The sequence below is a fragment of the Massilia niabensis genome (assembly GCF_042655085.1).
Lineage (GTDB): Bacteria > Pseudomonadota > Gammaproteobacteria > Burkholderiales > Burkholderiaceae_D > Telluria > Telluria niabensis.
The window spans coordinates 505507-525486 of the sequence record NZ_JBHSMU010000004.1; the positions used below are offsets into that span (position 1 = coordinate 505507).

23 protein-coding genes are annotated in these 19980 nt (G+C 64.8%); 14 read left to right on the plus strand and 9 right to left on the minus strand.

Going from position 1 to position 19980, the window contains the following annotated elements; translation table 11 throughout:
• Positions 1-201: 201 nt before the first annotated feature.
• The 3 genes from ACFPN5_RS04925 to ACFPN5_RS04935 all read left to right on the plus strand — a co-directional run bounded on the left by ACFPN5_RS04925 (position 202) and on the right by ACFPN5_RS04935 (position 2906).
• Positions 202-690: a hypothetical protein gene (locus tag ACFPN5_RS04925; protein WP_379780698.1), complete on the plus strand. Its 489-nt coding sequence runs from the start codon at positions 202-204 to the stop codon at positions 688-690.
• Positions 690-1601 (plus strand): DUF2145 domain-containing protein, encoded by a 912-nt coding sequence (locus ACFPN5_RS04930; RefSeq protein ID WP_379780700.1) that lies wholly within the window; start codon positions 690-692, stop codon positions 1599-1601. The genes ACFPN5_RS04925 and ACFPN5_RS04930 overlap by 1 nt, the downstream gene beginning before the upstream one ends.
• A 198-nt stretch (positions 1602-1799) precedes the next feature.
• Complete coding sequence (locus ACFPN5_RS04935; RefSeq protein WP_379780702.1) at positions 1800-2906, plus strand: sensor histidine kinase; 1107 nt, start codon at positions 1800-1802, stop codon at positions 2904-2906.
• A 14-nt stretch (positions 2907-2920) separates the two neighbouring features.
• Here ACFPN5_RS04935 and ACFPN5_RS04940 read toward each other — a convergent pair whose 3' ends face one another.
• Positions 2921-3670 carry an RNA methyltransferase gene (locus ACFPN5_RS04940; protein ID WP_379780704.1) on the minus strand — a complete coding sequence of 250 codons (750 nt, stop codon included), beginning with the start codon at positions 3668-3670 and terminating at the stop codon, positions 2921-2923.
• A gap of 175 nt (positions 3671-3845) precedes the next feature.
• Here ACFPN5_RS04940 and ACFPN5_RS04945 point away from each other — a divergent pair, with 175 nt between their 5' ends.
• The 7 genes from ACFPN5_RS04945 (at position 3846) to ACFPN5_RS04975 (ending at position 9702) form a co-directional block, all read left to right on the plus strand.
• Positions 3846-4625 (plus strand): inositol monophosphatase family protein, encoded by a 780-nt coding sequence (locus tag ACFPN5_RS04945; protein ID WP_379780930.1) that lies wholly within the window; start codon positions 3846-3848, stop codon positions 4623-4625.
• Positions 4626-4832: 207 nt separating this feature from the next.
• Positions 4833-6251 carry a DEAD/DEAH box helicase gene (locus tag ACFPN5_RS04950; protein WP_379780706.1) on the plus strand — a complete coding sequence of 473 codons (1419 nt, stop codon included), beginning with the start codon at positions 4833-4835 and terminating at the stop codon, positions 6249-6251.
• A gap of 162 nt (positions 6252-6413) precedes the next feature.
• Positions 6414-7193: a hydroxypyruvate isomerase gene (hyi, locus tag ACFPN5_RS04955; RefSeq protein WP_379780708.1), complete on the plus strand. Its 780-nt coding sequence runs from the start codon at positions 6414-6416 to the stop codon at positions 7191-7193.
• A 54-nt stretch (positions 7194-7247) separates the two neighbouring features.
• Positions 7248-7613 carry a VOC family protein gene (locus ACFPN5_RS04960; protein ID WP_379780710.1) on the plus strand — a complete coding sequence of 122 codons (366 nt, stop codon included), beginning with the start codon at positions 7248-7250 and terminating at the stop codon, positions 7611-7613.
• Between the two features lie 86 nt (positions 7614-7699).
• On the plus strand, positions 7700-8572 hold the full coding sequence (locus tag ACFPN5_RS04965; protein WP_379780712.1) for a hypothetical protein: 873 nt from the start codon (positions 7700-7702) through the stop codon (positions 8570-8572).
• 16 nt (positions 8573-8588) lie between these two features.
• The gene (locus ACFPN5_RS04970; protein WP_379780714.1) at positions 8589-9158 is read left to right on the plus strand and encodes a hypothetical protein; all 570 of its coding nucleotides are present in this window, start codon (positions 8589-8591) and stop codon (positions 9156-9158) included.
• A 154-nt stretch (positions 9159-9312) separates the two neighbouring features.
• A complete protein-coding gene (locus ACFPN5_RS04975; RefSeq protein ID WP_379780716.1) occupies positions 9313-9702 on the plus strand; it encodes a TraR/DksA family transcriptional regulator in 390 nt (129 codons plus the stop codon).
• On the opposite strand, the gene phbB is transcribed toward ACFPN5_RS04975, so the two are convergent.
• The 5 genes from phbB to ACFPN5_RS05000 all read right to left on the minus strand — a co-directional run bounded on the left by phbB (position 9699) and on the right by ACFPN5_RS05000 (position 13772).
• Positions 9699-10445, minus strand: a complete 747-nt coding sequence (gene phbB, locus ACFPN5_RS04980) for an acetoacetyl-CoA reductase (RefSeq protein WP_379780718.1) — start codon at positions 10443-10445, stop codon at positions 9699-9701. The two genes, ACFPN5_RS04975 and phbB, sit on opposite strands and share 4 nt — an antisense overlap.
• A gap of 181 nt (positions 10446-10626) precedes the next feature.
• Positions 10627-11181 carry a hypothetical protein gene (locus tag ACFPN5_RS04985; protein WP_379780720.1) on the minus strand — a complete coding sequence of 185 codons (555 nt, stop codon included), beginning with the start codon at positions 11179-11181 and terminating at the stop codon, positions 10627-10629.
• A gap of 91 nt (positions 11182-11272) precedes the next feature.
• Positions 11273-12139 (minus strand): M90 family metallopeptidase, encoded by an 867-nt coding sequence (locus ACFPN5_RS04990; RefSeq protein WP_379780722.1) that lies wholly within the window; start codon positions 12137-12139, stop codon positions 11273-11275.
• Between the two features lie 37 nt (positions 12140-12176).
• A complete protein-coding gene (locus ACFPN5_RS04995) occupies positions 12177-12941 on the minus strand; it encodes a glutathione peroxidase (protein ID WP_379780724.1) in 765 nt (254 codons plus the stop codon).
• A 225-nt stretch (positions 12942-13166) separates the two neighbouring features.
• Positions 13167-13772, minus strand: coding sequence for a winged helix-turn-helix domain-containing protein (locus ACFPN5_RS05000; RefSeq protein ID WP_379780726.1), 606 nt, complete (start codon positions 13770-13772; stop codon positions 13167-13169).
• 477 nt (positions 13773-14249) lie between these two features.
• On the opposite strand from ACFPN5_RS05000, the gene ACFPN5_RS05005 reads away from it, so the two are divergent.
• Both ACFPN5_RS05005 and ACFPN5_RS05010 read left to right on the plus strand, forming a co-directional pair.
• Positions 14250-15290 (plus strand): OmpA family protein, encoded by a 1041-nt coding sequence (locus ACFPN5_RS05005; protein WP_379780728.1) that lies wholly within the window; start codon positions 14250-14252, stop codon positions 15288-15290.
• 137 nt (positions 15291-15427) lie between these two features.
• On the plus strand, positions 15428-16342 hold the full coding sequence (locus ACFPN5_RS05010) for a YihY/virulence factor BrkB family protein (protein ID WP_379780730.1): 915 nt from the start codon (positions 15428-15430) through the stop codon (positions 16340-16342).
• A 101-nt stretch (positions 16343-16443) separates the two neighbouring features.
• On the opposite strand, the gene ACFPN5_RS05015 is transcribed toward ACFPN5_RS05010, so the two are convergent.
• From ACFPN5_RS05015 to ACFPN5_RS05025, 3 genes are all read right to left on the minus strand, one after another.
• Positions 16444-17697 carry an AI-2E family transporter gene (locus ACFPN5_RS05015; RefSeq protein ID WP_379780732.1) on the minus strand — a complete coding sequence of 418 codons (1254 nt, stop codon included), beginning with the start codon at positions 17695-17697 and terminating at the stop codon, positions 16444-16446.
• 45 nt (positions 17698-17742) lie between these two features.
• A complete protein-coding gene (locus ACFPN5_RS05020; RefSeq protein ID WP_379780734.1) occupies positions 17743-18057 on the minus strand; it encodes a BON domain-containing protein in 315 nt (104 codons plus the stop codon).
• Between the two features lie 71 nt (positions 18058-18128).
• A complete protein-coding gene (locus tag ACFPN5_RS05025; protein WP_379780736.1) occupies positions 18129-18677 on the minus strand; it encodes a hypothetical protein in 549 nt (182 codons plus the stop codon).
• Between the two features lie 204 nt (positions 18678-18881).
• Between ACFPN5_RS05025 and ACFPN5_RS05030 the strand changes: the two genes are divergently transcribed.
• Positions 18882-19361 carry an outer membrane lipoprotein gene (locus ACFPN5_RS05030; protein ID WP_379780738.1) on the plus strand — a complete coding sequence of 160 codons (480 nt, stop codon included), beginning with the start codon at positions 18882-18884 and terminating at the stop codon, positions 19359-19361.
• An 89-nt stretch (positions 19362-19450) separates the two neighbouring features.
• Entirely contained in the window at positions 19451-19837 is a 387-nt protein-coding gene (locus ACFPN5_RS05035; RefSeq protein WP_379780740.1) for a hypothetical protein, read from the plus strand.
• Positions 19838-19980 lie beyond the last annotated feature (143 nt).

Below are 19980 nucleotides of genomic sequence, written 5' to 3' on the forward strand. Positions count from 1 at the left end.
GTCCGCCGCCCGCGGCCAGCACCCGGGCCGCAAGCGCACCGGCGTTCAGGAAGGATCTGCAACTCGTCTCCATGTGCCATCCGTGTTGTTATTTTCCTAGTGTACGACAAAGGGACGGGCCTGTTCGATTGCCGCGATCCTTCTCAGCAGTGCTCCGGACTTGTACCATAGCGGTACTCAGCTCGACTACGAAAGACATCCATGACCATCTCCGTACTCTCCCGTTCGCTTTGCGTGGCCGCGTTTGCCGCATCCTCGGCCATCTGCGTGATGCCGGTCCAGGCCGCCAGCACGGCGGCTTCGTCCGCCGGCAGCGCGGGTTCCGCCTCGTCGGGCAGCGTTTCCGATTCGATCGGTGCGTCCAGCAATAGCTCCAGCGGCGACGACCGCGTGGCCGCCGGCCAATACCGCGTGATCCACATCGCCCAGGCGCCGGCCAAGGGCGACACCACGCGCATGACCCTGCGCGCGGTGGCTGCCGGGGCCGATACCCATGCGGCGCGGGAGTTCTATCTCGACGTGCCGAACCGCGCGCTCGCCGCGCGCCGCATGGCCGCGGGCGACATGGTCCAGGTCAACGCACGCGTGTACGGTTACGAATTCGCGCACGCGGATACGAACAAGGCCTTCTTCCTCGCGCTGCAGGATTCCTGGTACCACGAACTGAGCTCGCGAAAAGTCGCGATCTGATGCGCCTGGCTTTCGGCGCGCCCGCCCTGCTGGCGCTGCTCGCTCTCTTCACCAGCAGGGGGGCTGTCGCCGGCGTCCCCGCTTTTTGCGCGAAGCCGGTCGAGATGACTGCCGCCGACCAGGACCGCGTGTTGCGCTTTGCCGACGTCGTCAAGAAGGAACTCGAGCGCTCGGGCACCCGGGTCGCCCTCGTCTCGCGCGCCGGCCTCGACCTGAGCCGCTTCGGCCTGCTGTATTCGCACACGGGCATCGCGCTCAAGGACAACCCCGGCGGAGCCTGGGCCGTGCGCCAGCTCTACTACGCCTGCGACGAATCGCGCCCGCGCCTGTTCGACCAGGGCGCCGCCGGCTTTGCCCTGGCGGCCGAAACGCCGGCGCGCGGCCACATGTCGCTCGTGTTCCTGCCCGAAGAAGACGGCGCGCTGCTGGCAAAGGCCGCCCTCGACAAACCCCTGGCACTGGCCCTGCTGGCGGGCAAATACAGCGCCAACGCCTATGCCTTCGGCACGCGCTACCAGAACTGCAATCAATGGGTGGCCGAACTGCTGGCCAGCGCCTGGGGCCGCCTGGACTCGCCGACGGGCGCCCGCGCCCAGGCGCAGGACTGGCTGCGCGCCCGGGGCTACCAGCCCGGGCCGGTCAAGGTGCCCTCGCACTGGATGATGTTTGCCGGCCAGTTCGTGCCCCTGGTCCATGTGGACGACCATCCGGTCGAGGACATCCACGCACTCGCCCTGCAAGTGAGCACGCCGGCTTCGATCGAGGGCTTCCTGCGGCGCCAGGCCCCGCAGGCCCGGCGTGTCGAACTGTGCCATGACAGGGAGCACATTGTCGTGCGCCGGGGCTGGGAGCCGCTGGGGGCTGCGTGCCGGCCGGTGGCGGGCGACGAGGTGATCGCCCTGGCGCCCTGACCGGCGGCCGTCCTTGCGCTGACCCATTTCATGCGCGCCTGCCTCCTGGCTCGGCAGTATGGCGGACGCGGGCGCAGGGTGTTATCGGTTATCCTGATTTCGCGCTGGCAGGACGGGCCTGGGCCGCGCAAATCAGTCCATCCTTTCACCCGATTCCAAGGTCTGGCTATGAATCTCTCCGCATTTATCACCGATAACATGGAGCAAATCCTCGTCGAATGGGAGGCGTTTGCCGCGACCTTTGGCGCCGTTGCGGACAAGATGTCCAGCAAGGAGCTGCGCGACCACGCCAGGCAAATTTTGCAATTCGTGGCAAAGGATATCCAGACGGCGGAAAGCACGGAACAGACACACGCGAAATCGCATGGACTGGGGCCCTGTACGGGATCAGAAGAAACGGCCTCGTCGATCCACGGCCGCTTGCGATATGCGAGCGGCTTCAGCCTGCTCCAGTTGATTGCCGAGTACCGCGCATTGCGCGCCAGCGTCCTGAAGCTGTGGCAGCGCGAAGTGTCCGATCCGCACGCCGCCATGCCGGCCGACAGCGCGCGCGACATCACGCGTTTTAACGAAGCGATCGATCAGTCGCTGGCCGAGGCCGCCGTGGCCTATTCGGACAAGACGAATGAAACCCGGGACATCTTCCTGGCAATCCTGGGGCACGACCTGCGCAGCCCCCTGGCAGCGACATCGATCGCCGGCAGCTACCTGTCGCGACCGGGCGCGTTCGACGACCAGATCCGCCAGATTGGCGTGCGCGTCAAGCGCAGCGCCGTCACCATGAACGGCATGGTCAACGACCTGCTGGGGCTGGCGCGCGCGCAACTGGGCAATGGCATTCCGATCGAGCGCCGCGAGTGCGACCTCCTCGAAATGGGTCACTGGGCGATCGAAGACGCGAATGCCGCACACCCGCGCGCCCGGTTCGAGCTCAACGCCACTGGCGAATTGATCGGCTGGTTCGACGGTGCGCGCCTGCAGCAGCTGCTGACCAACCTCGCCAACAATGCGGCGCAGTATGGCACGCCCGGCAGGCCGATCTGCGTCGATATCGTGGGCGAGCAAGACCGCGTCCTGCTCAAGGTGCGCAATGAAGGCCCCGCCATTCCCGAAAAGGCCTTGCCAACTCTGTTCAGTTCACTGGTGCAGTTGCCCCAGCAGGCAGGCAACACACGCCCGCGCAGCAGCCTCGGGCTGGGCCTGTTCATCGCCAAGGAAATCGCCGTGGCGCACGGGGGCGATATCGAGGTCGTCTCGAGCGAGGCGACGGGCACGGTGTTTACGGTGGAAGTCCCACGGCACTAAACCAGACCAGGTCGTTAGCGCTTCAAAATCTGCCGTGCAATCCCGCGCAGGATATTCACCTCTTCGGTTTCCAGCTGCGTCCTCGAAAACAGGCGTTTCAGGCGCGGCATCAGCTTCTTCGGATTATCGGCATCCAGGAAGCCGATCGACACCAGCGCCTCTTCCAGGTGCGCATACATGCCCTCGATCTGGGTCACGCTGGCCGCATCGCCGTGAAAGCCGATTGGCGTTTGCGGCACGCCGTCGCCGATCGCCGCCATCCGGCATTCATAGGCGAGCACCTGGGCCGCCTGCGACAAATTCAGCGACGAGTAGGCCGGATTGGCGGGAATATTAATCAGGACGTTGCACTTCTCGACGATCTCGTTCGGCAAGCCAACGCGCTCGTTGCCGAGAACGAGTGCCGCCCTCACCTCGCCCTGCCCTGCCACATGGCCCGCAAAGGCGCGCGGCGTCCACACCGGCGGTGAGAATTCGCGCAGCCGCGCCGACACCGCCGCCGCGACATTACAGCCATCGAGCGCCTCGGCCATCGTTCCGACGATGCGCGCACCCTGCAATATGTCCAGCGCGCCGCTGGCAAAGGCCACCGCTTCCGCGTCGTTCAAGGGATCGGCGCCGCGCGGGTTGACGAGCACGAGCTCGCTGAAACCCATCGTTTTCATGGCGCGCGCCACCGAGCCGATATTGCCGGCGCGGCTGGTTTCCACGAGCACGAAGCGCAGGCGGGTAAAAAGAGACGTGTCGGATTCTGGCGGGTTCATTTAAAATAGCGCCATCGCGCGGTGACGGACATTAAGATTCAGGCATGAAAGGCCGGAATTTTAACGGGTTCGGCGCCGCTTTGCTCTTTAATTCACTCTCGTATCCGACGGCTCACGGCGCTGCACTGCCCCGTGGGCGTCAGCGTTTTTTTTCAGGGAAAACCATATGCATCCAATGCTCAATACGGCCATCAAGGCCGCACGCCGCGCCGCAACTGTCATCAACCGCGCGTCTTTCGACCTCGACCGTATTACGGTCTCTGAAAAACAACACAACGATTTCGTCACCGACGTCGACCAGGCTGCCGAAGAAGCGATCGTCGAAACGCTGCTCAAAGCCTACCCGACCCACGCCATCCTGGGCGAAGAATCGGGCCCGTCGCGCAACCTGAACGACGACAGTGAATTCGTCTGGATCATCGATCCGATCGACGGCACCACCAATTTCATGCACGGCTACCCGAATTTCTGCGTCTCGATCGCGCTGCAGCAGAAAGGCGTGATCACGCAGGCCGTCATTTACGATCCGGTCCGCAATGACCTGTTCACCGCCAGCAAGGGCGGCGGCTCCTACCTGAACGACAAGCGCATCCGCGTCAAGAACCACGACCGCATCGGCAAGGCGCTGATCGCCGCCGGCCATGGCGCCGACCCGCGCGCGCTGGCCGAATACCTGCGCATGTACGAAGTCGTCGCTTCGCGCTGCCACGGCGTGCGCAGCAGCGGCTCGGCCGCGCTGGAACTGGCCAACGTGGCCGCCGGCCGCGTCGACGGCTTCTTCGAGAAGGGCCTGAAGATCTGGGATATCGCCGCCGGTTCCCTGCTGGTGACCGAAGCGGGCGGCATCGTCGGCGAGTTCAACGGCGAATCGAGCTACCTGAACAAGGGCGACATCATTGCCGCCGGCCCGAAAGTATTCGCACAGATGATCCCGCTGATGGTCCCGTTTGCGTAATTAGCGTAAAATAGCGGACTTAGCTTGTTGCCGTGGCGCGTTGCGCACCGCGGCGCCCATCCCGGTATTTCTACCGCGCAACAAAATCTACTATAATCGATTGCCCGGCGTACCCACCCGCGGTGCGCTCCAAGCGGGCGTCGATGTACCCCATCCGATCCTGGCGCCGCTTGCGCCGCGGCGGAATCACCCTCACCAGAAGAGTCTATGTCATTTGCTACCCTCGGCTTGTCCGACGCCATCGTTCGTGCTGTCACTGAACAAGGCTATACCACGCCAACCCCGATCCAGGCCCAGGCGATCCCTGCGGTGCTCGGCGGCGGCGACCTGCTCGCCGGCGCCCAGACGGGTACCGGCAAGACCGCCGGCTTCACCTTGCCGCTGCTGCAGCGCCTCTCGACCGACGCGATCGGCGCGGCCCAGAAGAGCAAGAGCTCGCCACGTGCGATTCGCGCCCTGGTCCTGACCCCGACCCGCGAACTGGCGGCCCAGGTCGAGGAAAGCGTGCGCCTGTACGGCAAGTACACGAACATGAACTCGGCCGTGATCTTCGGCGGCGTCGGCATCAACCCGCAGATCAAGCTGCTCAAGCAAGGCGTCGACGTGCTCGTCGCTACGCCTGGCCGCCTGCTCGACCACGTCGGCCAGCGTACCGTCGACCTGTCGAAAGTCGAGATCCTGATCCTGGACGAAGCCGACCGCATGCTCGACATGGGCTTCATCCACGACATCAAGAAAGTGCTGGCCGTGCTGCCGCCGAAGCGCCAGAACCTGCTGTTCTCGGCCACCTTCTCGGACGAGATCAAGGCCCTGGCCGACAAGCTGTTGAACAACCCGGCATCGATCGAAGTGGCACGCCGCAATTCGACGGTCGAGGTCATTTCGCAGAAGATCCACCCGGTCGACCGCGACAAGAAGCACCCGATGCTGTCGCACCTGATCAAGGAAAACGACTGGAGCCAGGTGCTGGTGTTCACCCGTACCAAGCACGGCGCGAACAAGCTGGTCGAGCAGCTCGGCAAGGACGGCATCGGCGCCATGGCGATCCACGGCAACAAGAGCCAGACCGCGCGCACCAAGGCGCTGTCCGAGTTCAAGGACGGCAGCCTGCAGGTGCTGGTCGCCACCGACATCGCCGCGCGCGGCATCGACATCGACCAGTTGCCGCACGTGGTCAACTATGACCTGCCGAACGTGCCGGAAGACTACGTGCACCGCATCGGCCGTACCGGCCGCGCCGGCGCGACCGGCGAAGCCGTGTCGCTGGTCTGCGTGGACGAGCACGATATGCTGAAAGACATCGAGAAGCTGATCAAGCAGACGCTGCCGCGTCACGTGATCCCGGGCTTCGAGCCGGACCTGAATGCCAAGGCCCAGCCGATCCAGCTGCGCAGCGGCGCACCAGGCCATGGCGGCCGTAGCCGTGCACCTGGCGGTGGCGGCGGTCGTGGCCAGGGCCAGCCGCGTAGCGCAGCTGCCGGCAACGGCGCTGGCCGTTCGGCTGGCGGCGGCAACGGCGGCGCGCGTCCGGCAGCTGCCGGCAATGGCGGCGGCCGTGGCGGCAACAGCGCGGGTCGCGGCCCGCGTACCGCCGGCACGCCAGGCCAGGGCAACCGCGGTCGTTAATCGACGAGCGCATTGCCGATCAGTATCAAAAAGCAGCGCGGTTCGCCGTGCTGCTTTTTTTTCGTCGATCCTTCATCCTCCATCCTTCGCACGATTGCGGGTCTCCTGCGCCGTCTGCGGTCCAATGTTACGATGGCGGGCTGACAACATTCGAGTCCGTCCATGCCCAAATTCGCCGCCAACCTGAGCACGCTTTTTACGGAGCTCAGCTTCCTCGACCGCTTCGCGGCCGCGCGGGCGGCGGGCTTCGACGCTGTCGAATTCCAGTTTCCGTATGCCTGCGAGCCGGAATGGATCACCGGGCGGCTGGCGCGCTACCAGCTGCAACTGGTGATGCACAACCTGCCGCCGGGCGACCTGGCGGCGGGCGACCGCGGCATGGCCTGCGATCCGCGCCGCGTCCAGGAATTCCAGGAGGGCGTCGAGCTGGGACTGGACTACGCCGAGGAGCTCGGCGCGCGGATGCTGCATTGCATGGCCGGCAAGATCCCGCGCAATGTGTCGCGCGAGCGCGCCCACGCCACCTATGTCGCCAACCTGAAGTTCGCCGCCGCCCGCCTCAAGGAGCGCGGACTCGACTTGCTGATCGAGCCGATCAACGACCGCGACGTGCCCGGCTATTTCCTGACCGGCTCGCGCCAGGCTGCCGCCGTCATCGAGGAATGCGGCGCCGACAACCTGTTCCTGCAATTCGACATCTATCACATGCAGCGCATGGAGGGCGACCTGGGCAACAGCCTGCGCACCCTGCTGCCGGTGATTGGCCACGTCCAGTTTGCCGACGTGCCCGGCCGCCATGAGCCCGGCACCGGCGAAATCCGCTTCCACTACCTGTTCGGACTGCTCGACGAACTCGGCTACGACGGCTGGGTCGGCTGCGAATACACGCCGCGCGCCGGCACCAATGAGGGCCTGGGCTGGCGGACGGAGCTGCCGGGCTAGACAATCCTCCCACCCTGCGGCACCATCCATTTCTTTATAACAAGGAGAATGCACATGATCCAGGGCCTGCGCACTGTCATCTATCCGGTCACCGAACTGGCTGAGGCGACCGACTGGTACCGCCGCGTGCTCGAGCGCGCCCCCTACTTCGACCAGCCCTTCTATGTCGGCTTCGAAGTCGGCGGCTTCGAGCTCGGCCTGGTGCCCGACGGCCTGCCCGGCCCGGCCGGCGCCACCGCCTACTGGGGCACGCCGGACGCCCACGCGGAACTGGCGCGCCTGACCGGCCTCGGGGCCACGGTCGAGTCGCCGCTGGCCGACGTCGGTGACGGCATCAAGGTCGCCACCGTGCGCGATCCTTACGGCAACCTGTTCGGCATCATCGAAAACCCCCACTTCGACTCCGCCAAGGTGGGATGAATTGACCAAAGGCAACGCCGTTGCCTTTGGCGTTCGTCACAATGAGGTCTTTCCGTCCGGCATCTTCGCCGGTTCGAGAGGACCCGATGACTTCATTCAGCCTTGCCCTTCGCCTCGCGGTCGCTTCAAGCCTGCTCGGGATCAACCTGCTGCTGGGCGGCTGCACCAGCACAGGCGGCCCCGTCAGCCTGACGGAAGTGCGCGAGTTCGCCGACGCCTCGGCAAAACTTGGCGGCTATACCGAACTGTCGCGCCGCTACCGCGATACCTATGAACGCGAGCAGCCCTACCTGCCCGCCGGCGCCGACAAGCTGGCCCGCGAGAACGATGCCAAGCGGCGCGCCGTGTACGAAGATTTCATGAGCGTGCAAAAGGCGCTCGTGCTTTACATGCAGACGCTGAGCCTGCTGGCCGGCGACGCGCGCTACGACCTGAGCGCCAGCATCGACGACCTCGGGAATGGCTTGAAGGCAAACACCGAGTCCGGCCTGCAGCAGCGCCACATCAGCGCCTACACGGGGCTGACGCGCCTGCTGACGCGCGTGATCGCCTCCGGTTACCAGAACCGCAGCGTCGAGACCATGGTGCGCGACGGCGACGCCGACGTCCAGGTCCTGCTCGAGGCCATGATCTCGCTGACCCGCCTCTACTACAAGACCAACGAAAACGAGAAGAAGACCATCCTCGGGATCTTCGACGTCGAGTTGCCTTTAGCCAAGGGGCGTGACGAGCGCATGCTGGTCACCCTGGCCAAGGTGCACTACATGAACAAGGCGAGCGAGTACAAGCTCATCGACCGCCGCTACGACCTGGCCTTGCAGGGCCTGACGAAGGTCGCGCTCGGGCACCAGAAGCTGCGCGAGAACCTGCACAAGCTGACGCAGGCGGATGTGAAGCTTATGCTGAGCAACTATGGAAAAGACCTGCGCATGATCCGCGAAGGCCTGGCGGGCGATTGATCACCAAGGAGGCAGCATGACGAACGAAGCGAACGCAGGCGACGCCGCAGAGGCGTCCCGGATGGCGGACACGGACAACGCGGACGCCGCAGCAGCGCCCCCACCCACGGCGAAGGCGGGCGCCGACAAGAGCGGCCTGGCCAGCGTGCCGCAGATCGTCGAACTGGCGGACGGGCTGTCGGCCTGCGCCGACCAGCTCCACGAGCGCATCATGCGCGACATCCGCGCCTACGATGGCGGGCCGGTGCCGGCCAAGGTCCAGGCCACGGCGCGCGCCCTGCTTGAGGACGAACTGATCCTGCGCCAGCGCGCCAACGGGCTGTATGCGGACGCCGCCACCTTCATCGTCAAATCTCTCGGCAAGTCGCAGCAGGGCATCGTGGCGCTGACGAGCGAGGCGGCCGAGAAAATCCGCAAGATCGCGCTGGTCGGCGATGTCACCGGCCTGGTCGGCGGCCTGCTGCTGCTGGCCGGCTCCGTCACCACCGGCCAGCCCGCGGGGATCATCACGGCGCTCGACAAGATCAATACCCAGCTCAAGGCCATCAAGAGCCACCGCGCCCCTGCCGCCAAGAAGCCGTCCTGAGCAACCGGACAGGGCGCAAGGCGTGCGCCCATGGCCTTCGCGCGCGCATCGCGTTACACTGGTCCCACACCAGTTCATGTGGGGAGTGCGCAATGAACGGCTTACGGATGTCCCCTGCATGCGCGGCAGCAGCTTGCCGCGTGGTAGTCCCTGCATGCGCCACGCCTTCCCCATGATCGCCATGCCTCCCCTCGACGAAGGTCAACTGGCGCAGTTGCGCGCCGCGCTCGAGGCGCGGCTGGCGGCGCTGAGCGGCGTTGCCGAGCCCCAGGCGACGAACGGCGGGCGCGACCTGCCCGTCCCCGAAGTCGAAACCTCGCCCGCCGACAAGGCCACCGTGCGCCTGCTGAATGACCTGGCGCTCGAAGCCGCCGGACACAACGCAGCCCAGATGCAGGTGCTGCGCCACGCGCTGGCCAAGTTCGACGACGGCGGCTATGGCCTGTGCGAAGAGTGCGGCGGCGACATCGGCTTTTCGCGCCTGCAGGCGCGACCCGAAGCGCGCCTGTGCATCACCTGCCAGACGCGCCTGGAAAAACGCTAGCGCATGTGCTGGCCGCCATTGATCGCAATGTCGGCGCCGGTCACGAAACCGGCGACATCGGATGCCAGGTAAGCCACCAGCGCCGCCACCTCATCCGGCTCGCCGAGCCGGCCCACGGGAATCTGCGGCAGGATTTTCGTCTTCATGACCTCTTCCGGCACGGCCTCGACCATCTTGGTGCGCAGGTAACCCGGCGACACCGTGTTGACCGTGATGCCGTGACGCGCCGTCTCCAGCGCGAGCGCCTTGGTAAAACCGTGCATGCCGGCCTTGGCGGCGGCATAGTTGGCCTGGCCGAAGGCGCCGGCGTTGGCGTTGACGGAGGAAATATTGATGATGCGGCCCCAGCGTTGCACGGTCATCGGCTCGATCACCCGGCGACTCATGTGAAACACGCTGTCGAGGTTGGTGCGCAGCACGGCATGCCAGTCCTCCAGTTCCATCTTGCGCAAGCTGCGATCGCGCGTGATGCCGGCATTGTTGACCAGTACGTCGATCCGCCCATGCTCGGCCAGCAGGCGCGCCATCATGGCGCCGCAGGCGTCGTCGTCGGTGACATCAAGGCGGTAGGCAGTGAAGCGGTAACCGTCGTCGCGCTGGGCCGAGAGCCAGGCTTCGGGAGCGGTGTTGCTTGGTGAATAAGTCAGGGCGACGGCGAAGCCCGCATCATGCAGGCGCCGGCAGAGCGCCGTGCCGAGTCCACCCATGCCACCGGTAACCAGTGCCAGTTTTTTCTTTTCCATGTTCTTCCCCTGTCGAGCGGCCGAGCGGCCGGAACCGACAAGTCTAGGAGTCCACGACGGGACATCCTTGACATGGATCAAACCTTGGCGGAAGGAGAAAAATGGCAAAAGCCCGCCCGGCCTTACGGGCAACCGGAAGGCCGGGCGGGCTTTACACCCTTACTTCAGCGGAGAAAACCGGTCAGGCGACCACGTCCGGCGGGCTGGAGGCGTCGAAGTCGGCCCAGTCGCCGTTCACGATATTGCCCCGTGCGCGCTCGATCTGGGTGGCGCCGAGGCGGCGCAGCACATCGACGGCCTGGCTTTCGAGCCCGGTGTCGTCGAAGGCGACGGCGACCAGCATGCCAGCGTGCCGCACCTCGAGCGGCGCCCGGCCGCCGGCTTCAGCCTCGCCGGCTTCCTTCATCCTGGAAAAGCTGAACAGCGAACCGACGTGGGCGCCCAGCAGGCCGCCGACGATCGGCCCGGCGGGCCCGGTCACCGGCGAGGTGACGGCGCCGACCACGGCCCCGACCGCGCCGCCGGTGGCGCTGCCCTTCATCAGGCCGATCGGCGCTTCCTTGGCGCCCGGCGACTGGATGTTGTCGCCGCCGATCGGCGTCATGTCGTGCTGGCCGGGCTGGCTGAGATAGAAGCCGCTGATGCGCTCCTGGGCAAAGCCGGCCTCGCCCAGCGCGCGGCGCGCGACGTCGACGTCTTCCTGTGTCTGGAAATGCCCTGCGATGATGATGGACATGGATGTCTCCTGCATGGATGGTTAGCGACAGCATGCTCCCGCCCGACAGTACGCTCTGTACGCAAACGCACGCAGCTTATTGCCATTGTCCCTACTGCCATTGCCCGTAGACGCCTGCGCTGTAAGAAGGTTCCTCGTGCGCCGCCTGCCAAGCGCGCGGGTCGACCCGGTAGTACTTCAGGAATTCCTCGTACAGGGCCGCGTGGCGGCTGGCGAGCCGGTGCGGCTGCTCGAAGAACGCTTCGGTGGCGACGGCAAAGAATTCGGCAGGGTCCTGGGCTCCGTAGTGGTCGAGCACCCCTTCCCGGCCGAACCAGGCGTCTTCGCGCAAGGCGGCGAAGTCGCGCGAGAGCACCTCCGACCAGCTGCGGTAACGCTCGGGGCTGCCGAGGTAGGGTGCGCCGTTGGTGGCGCCGGACTCGCTGTCGAGCTGGTGGGCGAACTCGTGCAGCACCACGTTGTGGGAGGGAGCGTCGACCAGGCCGGGACGGCGCACGTGGTCCCAGGACAGGATCACCCGGCCGTCGCCCCAGGATTCGCCCAGCAGGTCCTGACGCTCCTCGGTCACGACGCCGGCCGCGTCGACCTGGCGCCGCGGCGCCAGGAAGGCGCCGGGATACACCAGCACCGCGTTCAGGGCCGGGTAGACGGCGTCGCCGCGTGCGCCCATCAGGAGCAGGCAGGCCTGGCCGGCGATCGTCAGCCGCATCTCGTCGGTGATCTCGAGGCCGGCGCAGCCGACAAAGGTTTTCTCGTGCAGGAAGCGCCGCACCAGGCGCTCGAGGCGGGCGCGCGATACCGGGTCCATGGCGCGGTATTGCTCGACATTACGTTCCAGGATCGCCAGCTCGTGCCGCGCCAAGGGGCGCGCCAGCGCCCGGCGCAGCCGCCAGCGCGGCACCGCCCAGATCAGCAGGCCCGCGGCCCCGAGAAGCGACAGCGTCAGCACGGCTTCCATCGTCCCTCCCCCGCCCCCCCGTCGATTCCTGTGGCCTTCACGCGGCCGCCGGCGCCGGATTCGCCTGCTCGAGGTGAGCCAGCAGCTCGTCCGTGCCACCGACCAGGTGCCCGCCGATGAAGACCTGCGGCCAGGTCATGCGTCCGCTCACCGCGCGCAGCACGCTGGTGTTGATCTTCTGGTCCTGCGAAATCTCCGTATAGCGCAGGCCGCGCTCGGTGAGCGCCGCCTTGGCGCGCGCGCAGAACGGGCAGCCGGGCTTGGAGAACATGACGATCGGGTCGGGGGCTCTAGCGCCGGGGTTAATGTGGCGCAGCATGGTATCGGCGTCCGACACCTCGAACGGATCGCCTTCCCGCTCCGGCTCGATGAACATCTTTTCAATGACGCCATCGCGCACCAGCATCGAATAGCGCCAGGAGCGCATGCCGAAACCAAGGTCGCGCTTGTCGACCAGCATGCCCATGCCGCGCGCAAAGTCACCGTTGCCGTCGGGGACGAAGGTGATGTCGCCCGCATCCTGGCCCTGCTTCCATTCGTTCATGACAAAGGCATCGTTGACCGAGAAGCACACGATGTCGTCGACACCGTTGTCGCGCAAGACGCTGGCGAGCTCGTTATAGCGCGGCAGGTGCGTCGATGAGCAGGTGGGCGTGTAGGCGCCGGGCAGCGAGAACACGACGACCGTCTTGCCCTTGAACAGTTCGTCGGTCGACAGGTCGCGCCAGCCGTCATCGGCACGCGTCTTGAATGCGACTTGCGGTACGGGTTTTCCTTCCAGCGATTCGGCACTTGGCAGCATGGGAACTCCTTTACGAGGGTGAGGAAGCGGCGCAGGGCCGCACTCGCCCGCAGGTGGGGCCTGTTGCCGGGTTTTCAACGTTGCCTTCTTCGGGTCCCGCAGATGGAAGCGTAAACGGCAAACGCCGCGCAGGGCGCGGCGTTTGCGTGACGACAGCGATCGTCGGTGGCGGAAAGCGCGCCGCGGGTCTCCACCGCTGCGCGCCTCCGGTAGACAGTCAGCGCATTACTTGCCGACCTGGCCTGGGGCCGGGCCGAACAGTGCGGCGACGAGCGGATCGCGCGCCACCGGGCTGCGGTTCACGCGGATCGCGTAATGGGTGTCGTCGGCCAGGATGTGGAAGTGGCGGCCACTGCCTGCCATGCTCTGCTCGCGCAGGCCTGGACGCTCCTTGCGTGGAGCAACACCTTCGCGCTTTGGCTGGCAAATCGCTGCCAGGAAGGCCTTGACGCGTTCCTGGTCAGGGCAGATCTGGTACACGGCCTTGCCCAGGTAGGTAGCGGTGCCTTCGATGTAGCGGGCCAGTTCGATGACGCCGGCTTCGCGCAGGTCGCGGATATATTTGCGGGCGCCGGACGGCGAAAACTTCAGGAACCATGCGATCTCGTCGGCGAGCATCTCATGGGTCGACAATTCGTTGATCAGCTTTTGCATGTTCTCGATCCGACGCTGCGTGGCAGAGGTCGACCGCACTCGCTCGATCGGCGCGAGGGAAATCGGCGCACGTTCGGTTGGCTGTGGCGGGACGCGTTCGATCAGCGCTGAGTTGCTGGAAGTGTGCACTGCGCCGATGTCGCCTTGCACCGCGTTGTGATGAGTCGTTGCATGCATGTTGATAACTCCAAATGAAAGAGAGACTGGGTGGTCCGGGTCGCTGTATGTTGTCTGACAGGGTGACAACACCTCGGGTTCCGCTTAACTGACCGCATCATCGCTTGCATCAGACATGCCGGTCTGTGCGCCATCCCACATTGGCAAAATTCCTCGAAGCATTTCCCTGAATCTCTTGTTTTGCGAAAACGCAGGGGAATTCGTCAAATTCGCTTATTTGTGCCATAAAAACAACAATCGGAAAATTATTCTTTTCGCATAAGCGACGGGTCGTGCAGACCGTATTTTCAGCCCTTCTATATAGGGGCTGACTGGAGGCCGGTGAGATTGAACTGACATTGTTGCATTTTTGTCACTCAGCAGTATCCATAGGTGCGCCAGCGCACCGACCCTCGGGAACCCCGCCTCGTATTCTTCACTCCAACATCACTGTTAAGCAACGATGTCACCCTACTTATCAACTTATGGGAGTTTCCTGTGAACAATACGAAGAAAATCGCCCTGGCCGTCGCCATGCTCTGCGCCTCCGGCACGTCCCTCGCCCAAGAAATCAACCCGTCCTGGTACATCCAGCCAAGCGTCCTGGGCATGAAGCCGGATGCTGACTTCGGCGTCGACAAACGTGACTGGGGCGTTGGCCTGAAGGTCGGCAAGGCAGTTCACCCGTATTGGGACATCCAGATCGGCGCCACCCACGCGCAAACCAAGGAATTCCCGGCGACGTATCGCCAGACCCTGGTCGGCATCGATTCGCTGCTGATGCTGTCGCGTGACCGCTTCCGTCCATTCGTTCTGTTCGGCCTGGGCGTCGAGCGTGACCGTGTCGAGAACCCTGCCCGCGGCATTCGGTACCTGAACAAGAACTCGCCATATGCCACCGCCGGTGTTGGCTTCCAGTACAGCTTCACCCCGCAGATGGCCCTGCAGGCCGACATTCGTTCGGTGCGCGGCTTCATTCGCCACGAAGAGCTGTATGGCTTCAAGCAAAGCAACAACAAATACGTCACCGTCGGCCTGAACTATGCCTTCAGCCCGCCGCCAGCAGCCCCGGCCCCAGTGATCGAAGCGCCGGCACCAGTGGCCGAAGCACCGGCACCAGCGCCAGCACCGGCTCCGGTCGCTCCGCCGCCTGCACGCTTCGAAAAGGTCACCCTGTCGACCACCGAACTGTTCGCGTTCGACAACGCTACCCTGAACATGCCGCAGCCTAAGCTGGACGACATCGCTGCCGCCCTGCAAGCCGATCCAAGCATCACCGACGTGGACATCACCGGCTATGCCGACCGCCTGGGTTCGGAAAAGTACAACCTGAAGCTGTCGGAGCGCCGCGCCAACGCCGTGCGTGACTACCTGGTCGGCAAAGGCGTCGCGGAAAACCGCCTGAAGGCCTACGGCAAGGGCGAAGCCAACCCGGTCGTGACCTGCACCGAGAAGAACCGTGCAGCCCTGATCAAGTGCCTGGAACCGAACCGCCGCGTCGAAGTCGAGCAGATCACGATCGAAAAGCGCGTGCAGTAATCGGATCCCGGTAAGGGTGTCCCGGCGCAAGCTGACGGGTTGTTGCCTGGTTCAGCGGGCGCCTGAAGCTGGACGTTCGCGACGTCCAGCAAGACCAAAAGGGGCCACGGCCCCTTTTCTTTTTCCGGAGAATCGGTATGGATAAAAATCAATGGTTCCCGTATTCACGCCAGATCCTGCACATCTTGAAGTGCGCGGTCACCGAGTGGTTTGCCCACCGTTGCGGCAGCAAGGGGGCGGCGCTGGCCTTCTACACGCTGTTTTCGCTGGCGCCCATCCTGGTGCTGGTGATTGCCGTGGCGGGCTTCTTCTATGGTGCGGAAGCGGCGCAGGGGCAGCTCTTCAACGAGCTGCGCGGACTGGTCGGCGCCGAAGGGGCTGACGCGATCCAGTCGGTGCTGGCAGGTGCGCAGAACAAGGAATCAGGCATGATCGCGACGATCGTCGCCACCCTGCTGCTGCTGGTGGGCGCGACCACCGTCTTTGCCGAACTGAAGGACAGCCTCGACGAGATCTGGGGCGTGCCGGCGCCGAAGGACGCCACCTGGTGGGACACGGTGCGTACCCGCGTGCTCTCGTTCGGACTGATCCTGGTGCTGGGCTTCCTGCTGATGGTGTCACTGGTCGTCAGCGCCGCACTTGCCGTGGTGGAGAACTATTTTGGTGGCATGTGGAAGGAAGCGGCCGTTATCATGGGCTGGATCTCGGCCCTGATCAGCTTCCTGGTGATCGCAACGCTGTTCGGCGTGATCTACAAGCTGCTGCCGCGCATCCATCTGTCCTGGCGCGACGTGACCATTGGCGCGCTTGGCACGGCGGCCATGTTCACAGTCGGAAAGTTCGCGATCGGGCTGTACATTGGCAATAGCGGCGCCGCCAGCAGTTTCGGCGCGGCCGGCTCGCTGATCGCCCTGCTTCTGTGGGTGTATTACTCGGCCCAGATCTTCTTCCTCGGCGCCGAGTTCGCACGGCAGTATGCGCTGCAGCTGGGCAGCCTGCGCCACAAGCCGGGCCATGAGACCGGGGCGAAGAGCGTCAAGCGGATGGCGTAAAGCCTGGTTGGAGATGGTGATGAAGGCGGCGTGGATTCCTTGTGGATCACGCCGCTTTCTTGTATGCGCGGTTAACGTGTCCTTGCAAACTCCGCCGGAAACTACTCCCCCAGCAACTCCGCGACCACTTCCATCCCCTCGACGCGCTCCGCCACCGTTTTCAGGATCATGACCACCGGCACGCCCAGCAGCAGGCCCCACATCCCCCACAGCCAACCCCAGAACAGCAGGCTGACGAAGACGGCGGCGGGATTCATCTTCGCAATCTTGCCTGTCATCCAGGTTGCGACGACCATCCCGACCAGCGTGGCGATGCCCATCGAGGCGCCCGCGACGAGGATGACCATGCGCAGCGATTCGAACTGCAGGAAGGCCACCAGGCCGGTCGCGGTGGTGATCAGGAGCGGCCCGAAATACGGCATGACGTGCGCAAGCCCGGCAAAGATCGCCCAGGCGCCGGCGTTTTCCAGGCCGATCGCGCGCAGCGCCACCCACATCAGGAGCGCGAGCAGGATATTCGTCACCAGCAGCATGAACATATAGCTCTGGATCGAGGTGTTGATGTCGTCCAGGATGTGCACCGTCACCTTCTTGCGGGTCAGCGAGGGGCCGGTCAGCTTGACCAGCTTGCGCTTGAAGGTGTCTCCCGCGAGCAGCAGGAAGAACACGAGGAACAGCACCATCGTTGCCTGGGTGACGAAAGCCGCGAGGCCGACCGAGCCGGCCAGCAGCCAGTCGGTGATGCGAAACGCCGGCGACTGCGGCTGCGACAGCGTCGGGCGGCGCTGGATCAGGCGCGCATCCTTGTTCTGGCCGACGCTGGCCGTGGCCTGCTCGATCTCGGCGGCCGCCTTTTGCATTTGCTGGAGGGTCGAGCCCTGGCCGTTGGCCGTCTTGGCCAGCAGCTTCGTTACTTTCTGGGTGAGCGTCGGCAACTCGTCGATGATGTTGAAGAATTCGTCCTGCAGCCGGACCATGGTGGCGCCCAGTCCTCCGATGAGGATGGCGGTAACCAGGGTGGCGCCGATGACGCGCTTGATATGCAGGCGTTCGAGCCAGCGCACGACGGGGCTGAGGGTGTAGGCGATGAAGATGCCGAGCAGGAGCGGCACGAAGAATTTTTGCGCCCACTGGAGCGCGAAGACAAAGGCCACGGTGGCCAGGATGCCGAGCGAAAGGCCGCGGGCGTTGACATGGATCGGTAGCCGCAGGCCGCCGGAATGCAGGGTCAGCTCGTCGCTGGACCCGGGGTGCAGCTCGGGAGGGACAGCGCCGGCCTCAATGGCCGGCGCTGCCTCGGGGGCGGCGGGAGTGTTCGGCTCGGATGGGCCCGAGCCAGGACTGGCGAGATGCATGTGTTTGCCAAATAAAGGTTGCCAGGCCGCCGCCGGGCCGGAGGATTACTTCACGCGAATGTCATTCTTCACGGATACTACACCCTTCACGCTGCGCGCAACTTCAACGGCGCGCTGGGCGTCGCCTGGCTGGGCCACGAAGCCCGACAGCTGAACGTCGCCCTTGAAGGTTTCGACGTTGATTTCAGTTGCTTTCACGGTTGGATCGGCGGCGAAAGCGGTCTTCACCTTGGCGGTGATGACGCTGTCGTCGACGTATTCGCCGGCGCTTTCACGCTGCGGACCCGATGCGCAGCCGACCATGGCAAATGCGAGTGCGCCAGTGAACACGGCGGTAGCGATGCGTTGGGTGATTTTCATGATGTATCCCTTTCTGTTGTTGATAAAGTCAAGTGTTGCTCAGTTTTGCTCGAATGAGCGGATCCGGTACGTCACTTGCCGTACGCGGTTTTTGCGGCGTTGACACACTGGTCTTTCACCGCGCCGGCAAACGCGTCGCACTTTTCGAGGGCGACGCGGTATTCCGCCGTGAGTTTGTCTTCACGCGCATCGGTGCGCGCTTCGATCATCTTGCGATCCGCCCGGGCGTCGGCCTGGGCGGCAATCAGGGTGGCTTTCGCCTGCTTCAGGCAGACGTCGCGATCATTGCCGGTCACGGCGCCGCAACGTGCCTTGTCGCGGTCATAGTTAGCGTCGGCGATGCGCATGCGTGCCTGAGTATAGGATTTCAGCGTGTTCTTGTAGGCCGCGTGCGCCTCTTCCTCGACCCGCACGCGCTCGGCCTTGGCCTCGGCGACGCAGACCTCGCGTGGATTCCCGGTAACCGTGTCGCAACGGGCGCGTGCCGCCTTGTAGGTGCTCCCTGCCGCATCGCGTGCCGTGTGGTACGCCGTCTTGGCGTCCGGCACAGCCTGGGCGCGGGCATGCGCGGACCACAGCAGGGCCGCCCCGATGATCAGCAGCGCATGTATGTTTTTCATTTTTGTCGTCATGCTCTTGTTCTCCAATTATCAACACGCTAACGATGTTGTACGCCGATCGATCCGGGTTTTCTGTACGCTGTCGAACACAACAGCGAGATGTTGATGGTACATATCAAATTGGCAACTCATCGTGCGTCATCGCACAGACCAGGGGAGAACACGGCCTTATTCTTGACTCACAACTTTTGCCAGGAGAACAACATGAAAGCTACCCGTACCCTCGCCGCGGTCATCGCTGCCGGTGCCCTGATTTCGGGCTGCGCCAGCTCGCCGTCGTATAACAACGGCGGTTACGCCAGCGGCGGCTATGCCACCGGTCCCGGCTACAACAACAGCGCATCGATGGGCTACGGCACCATCGAATCGATCCAGGCGACCCAGGCCGATGCTCGCACCAGCGGCGCCGGCGCCATCGTAGGCGGCCTGGTCGGCGCCCTGGCAGGCAACCAGGTCGGCAGCGGCAGCGGCCGTACCGCGGCGACCGTGGCAGGCGGCGTTGCCGGCGCCGCGATCGGTAACAAGGTCGAGGCCAACCGCGCTGCAACCGGCGGCCAGGAGATGTATCAGGTCAACATTCGCATGGACAACGGCGAATACCGCACCGTGGTCCAGGACAGCGTCTACGACCTGCGCGTGGGTAACCGCGTGCGCCTGGTCGACGGCCGCGTCTACCGCTACTGATCCAGCGCGCGGCCAGGGCGCCTGGACGCATGGATAGCTCGTTGACAGGCCGGCTCTCGCCGGCCTGTTGCATTGATAGGGAGGCAAACATGAATGCTCGACACGGGTTGAAACGGATACTGGCCGGCTGCCTGCTGGCCGGCGCGGCTGCCTGCGCGGGTGCGCAAACTGGGAGCAACAGCGCGGGGAGTGACAGGACGGGGAGCGACGCGACGGTGTCCGCGCCCGCAGCGGACAAGCAGGCGCGCGAAATCGCGCGCGGCGACCCGGTGCGCTGGTACCGCGAGGACGCGACCGAAGCGCAGCGCATGCGCACCCGGCAGAAGGAAATCGGCGCGGCCCTGAACGAGGCGAAGAATGCTTGCCGCCAGGGTCCGGCTGCCGAGCGGCGAGCCTGCCTGAAGGCGGCACAGGATACCTGGCAGAAGGAGATGGCCCAGGTGCGCCAGGAAGCGCCAGTGCAGAGCGGAAGCTAATCGCAAAAAAAGACGGCGTCCAATCAATGATTGCGACGCCGCTCAAGCCCCACCATATTCATTGCCGCCTCGCGGGCGCAGTCAGCACGCCTTTGATGCCAGCGGGGCGGCGGCCATTGGGCCGCACACCCCGATACAATCAG

What these genes read in the sequence shown, in the direction of transcription:
- ACFPN5_RS05030 (WP_379780738.1), top strand. Translation starts at nt 18,882, where the DNA reads ATGAAAGCTACCCGTACCCTCGCCGCGGTCATCGCTGCCGGTGCCCTG.
- hyi (WP_379780708.1), top strand. Translation starts at nt 6,414, where the DNA reads ATGCCCAAATTCGCCGCCAACCTGAGCACGCTTTTTACGGAGCTCAGC.
- ACFPN5_RS04975 (WP_379780716.1), top strand. Translation starts at nt 9,313, where the DNA reads ATGCGCCACGCCTTCCCCATGATCGCCATGCCTCCCCTCGACGAAGGT.
- ACFPN5_RS04970 (WP_379780714.1), top strand. Translation starts at nt 8,589, where the DNA reads ATGACGAACGAAGCGAACGCAGGCGACGCCGCAGAGGCGTCCCGGATG.
- ACFPN5_RS04950 (WP_379780706.1), top strand. Translation starts at nt 4,833, where the DNA reads ATGTCATTTGCTACCCTCGGCTTGTCCGACGCCATCGTTCGTGCTGTC.
- ACFPN5_RS05010 (WP_379780730.1), top strand. Translation starts at nt 15,428, where the DNA reads ATGGATAAAAATCAATGGTTCCCGTATTCACGCCAGATCCTGCACATC.
- ACFPN5_RS04925 (WP_379780698.1), top strand. Translation starts at nt 202, where the DNA reads ATGACCATCTCCGTACTCTCCCGTTCGCTTTGCGTGGCCGCGTTTGCC.
- ACFPN5_RS04960 (WP_379780710.1), top strand. Translation starts at nt 7,248, where the DNA reads ATGATCCAGGGCCTGCGCACTGTCATCTATCCGGTCACCGAACTGGCT.
- ACFPN5_RS04985 (WP_379780720.1), bottom strand. Translation starts at nt 11,181, where the DNA reads ATGTCCATCATCATCGCAGGGCATTTCCAGACACAGGAAGACGTCGAC.
- ACFPN5_RS04995 (WP_379780724.1), bottom strand. Translation starts at nt 12,941, where the DNA reads ATGCTGCCAAGTGCCGAATCGCTGGAAGGAAAACCCGTACCGCAAGTC.
- ACFPN5_RS04930 (WP_379780700.1), top strand. Translation starts at nt 690, where the DNA reads ATGCGCCTGGCTTTCGGCGCGCCCGCCCTGCTGGCGCTGCTCGCTCTC.
- ACFPN5_RS05015 (WP_379780732.1), bottom strand. Translation starts at nt 17,697, where the DNA reads ATGCATCTCGCCAGTCCTGGCTCGGGCCCATCCGAGCCGAACACTCCC.
- ACFPN5_RS04965 (WP_379780712.1), top strand. Translation starts at nt 7,700, where the DNA reads ATGACTTCATTCAGCCTTGCCCTTCGCCTCGCGGTCGCTTCAAGCCTG.
- ACFPN5_RS05035 (WP_379780740.1), top strand. Translation starts at nt 19,451, where the DNA reads ATGAATGCTCGACACGGGTTGAAACGGATACTGGCCGGCTGCCTGCTG.
- phbB (WP_379780718.1), bottom strand. Translation starts at nt 10,445, where the DNA reads ATGGAAAAGAAAAAACTGGCACTGGTTACCGGTGGCATGGGTGGACTC.
- ACFPN5_RS04990 (WP_379780722.1), bottom strand. Translation starts at nt 12,139, where the DNA reads ATGGAAGCCGTGCTGACGCTGTCGCTTCTCGGGGCCGCGGGCCTGCTG.
- ACFPN5_RS04935 (WP_379780702.1), top strand. Translation starts at nt 1,800, where the DNA reads ATGGAGCAAATCCTCGTCGAATGGGAGGCGTTTGCCGCGACCTTTGGC.
- ACFPN5_RS05000 (WP_379780726.1), bottom strand. Translation starts at nt 13,772, where the DNA reads ATGCATGCAACGACTCATCACAACGCGGTGCAAGGCGACATCGGCGCA.
- ACFPN5_RS05025 (WP_379780736.1), bottom strand. Translation starts at nt 18,677, where the DNA reads ATGAAAAACATACATGCGCTGCTGATCATCGGGGCGGCCCTGCTGTGG.
- ACFPN5_RS04945 (WP_379780930.1), top strand. Translation starts at nt 3,846, where the DNA reads ATGCTCAATACGGCCATCAAGGCCGCACGCCGCGCCGCAACTGTCATC.
- ACFPN5_RS04940 (WP_379780704.1), bottom strand. Translation starts at nt 3,670, where the DNA reads ATGAACCCGCCAGAATCCGACACGTCTCTTTTTACCCGCCTGCGCTTC.
- ACFPN5_RS05020 (WP_379780734.1), bottom strand. Translation starts at nt 18,057, where the DNA reads ATGAAAATCACCCAACGCATCGCTACCGCCGTGTTCACTGGCGCACTC.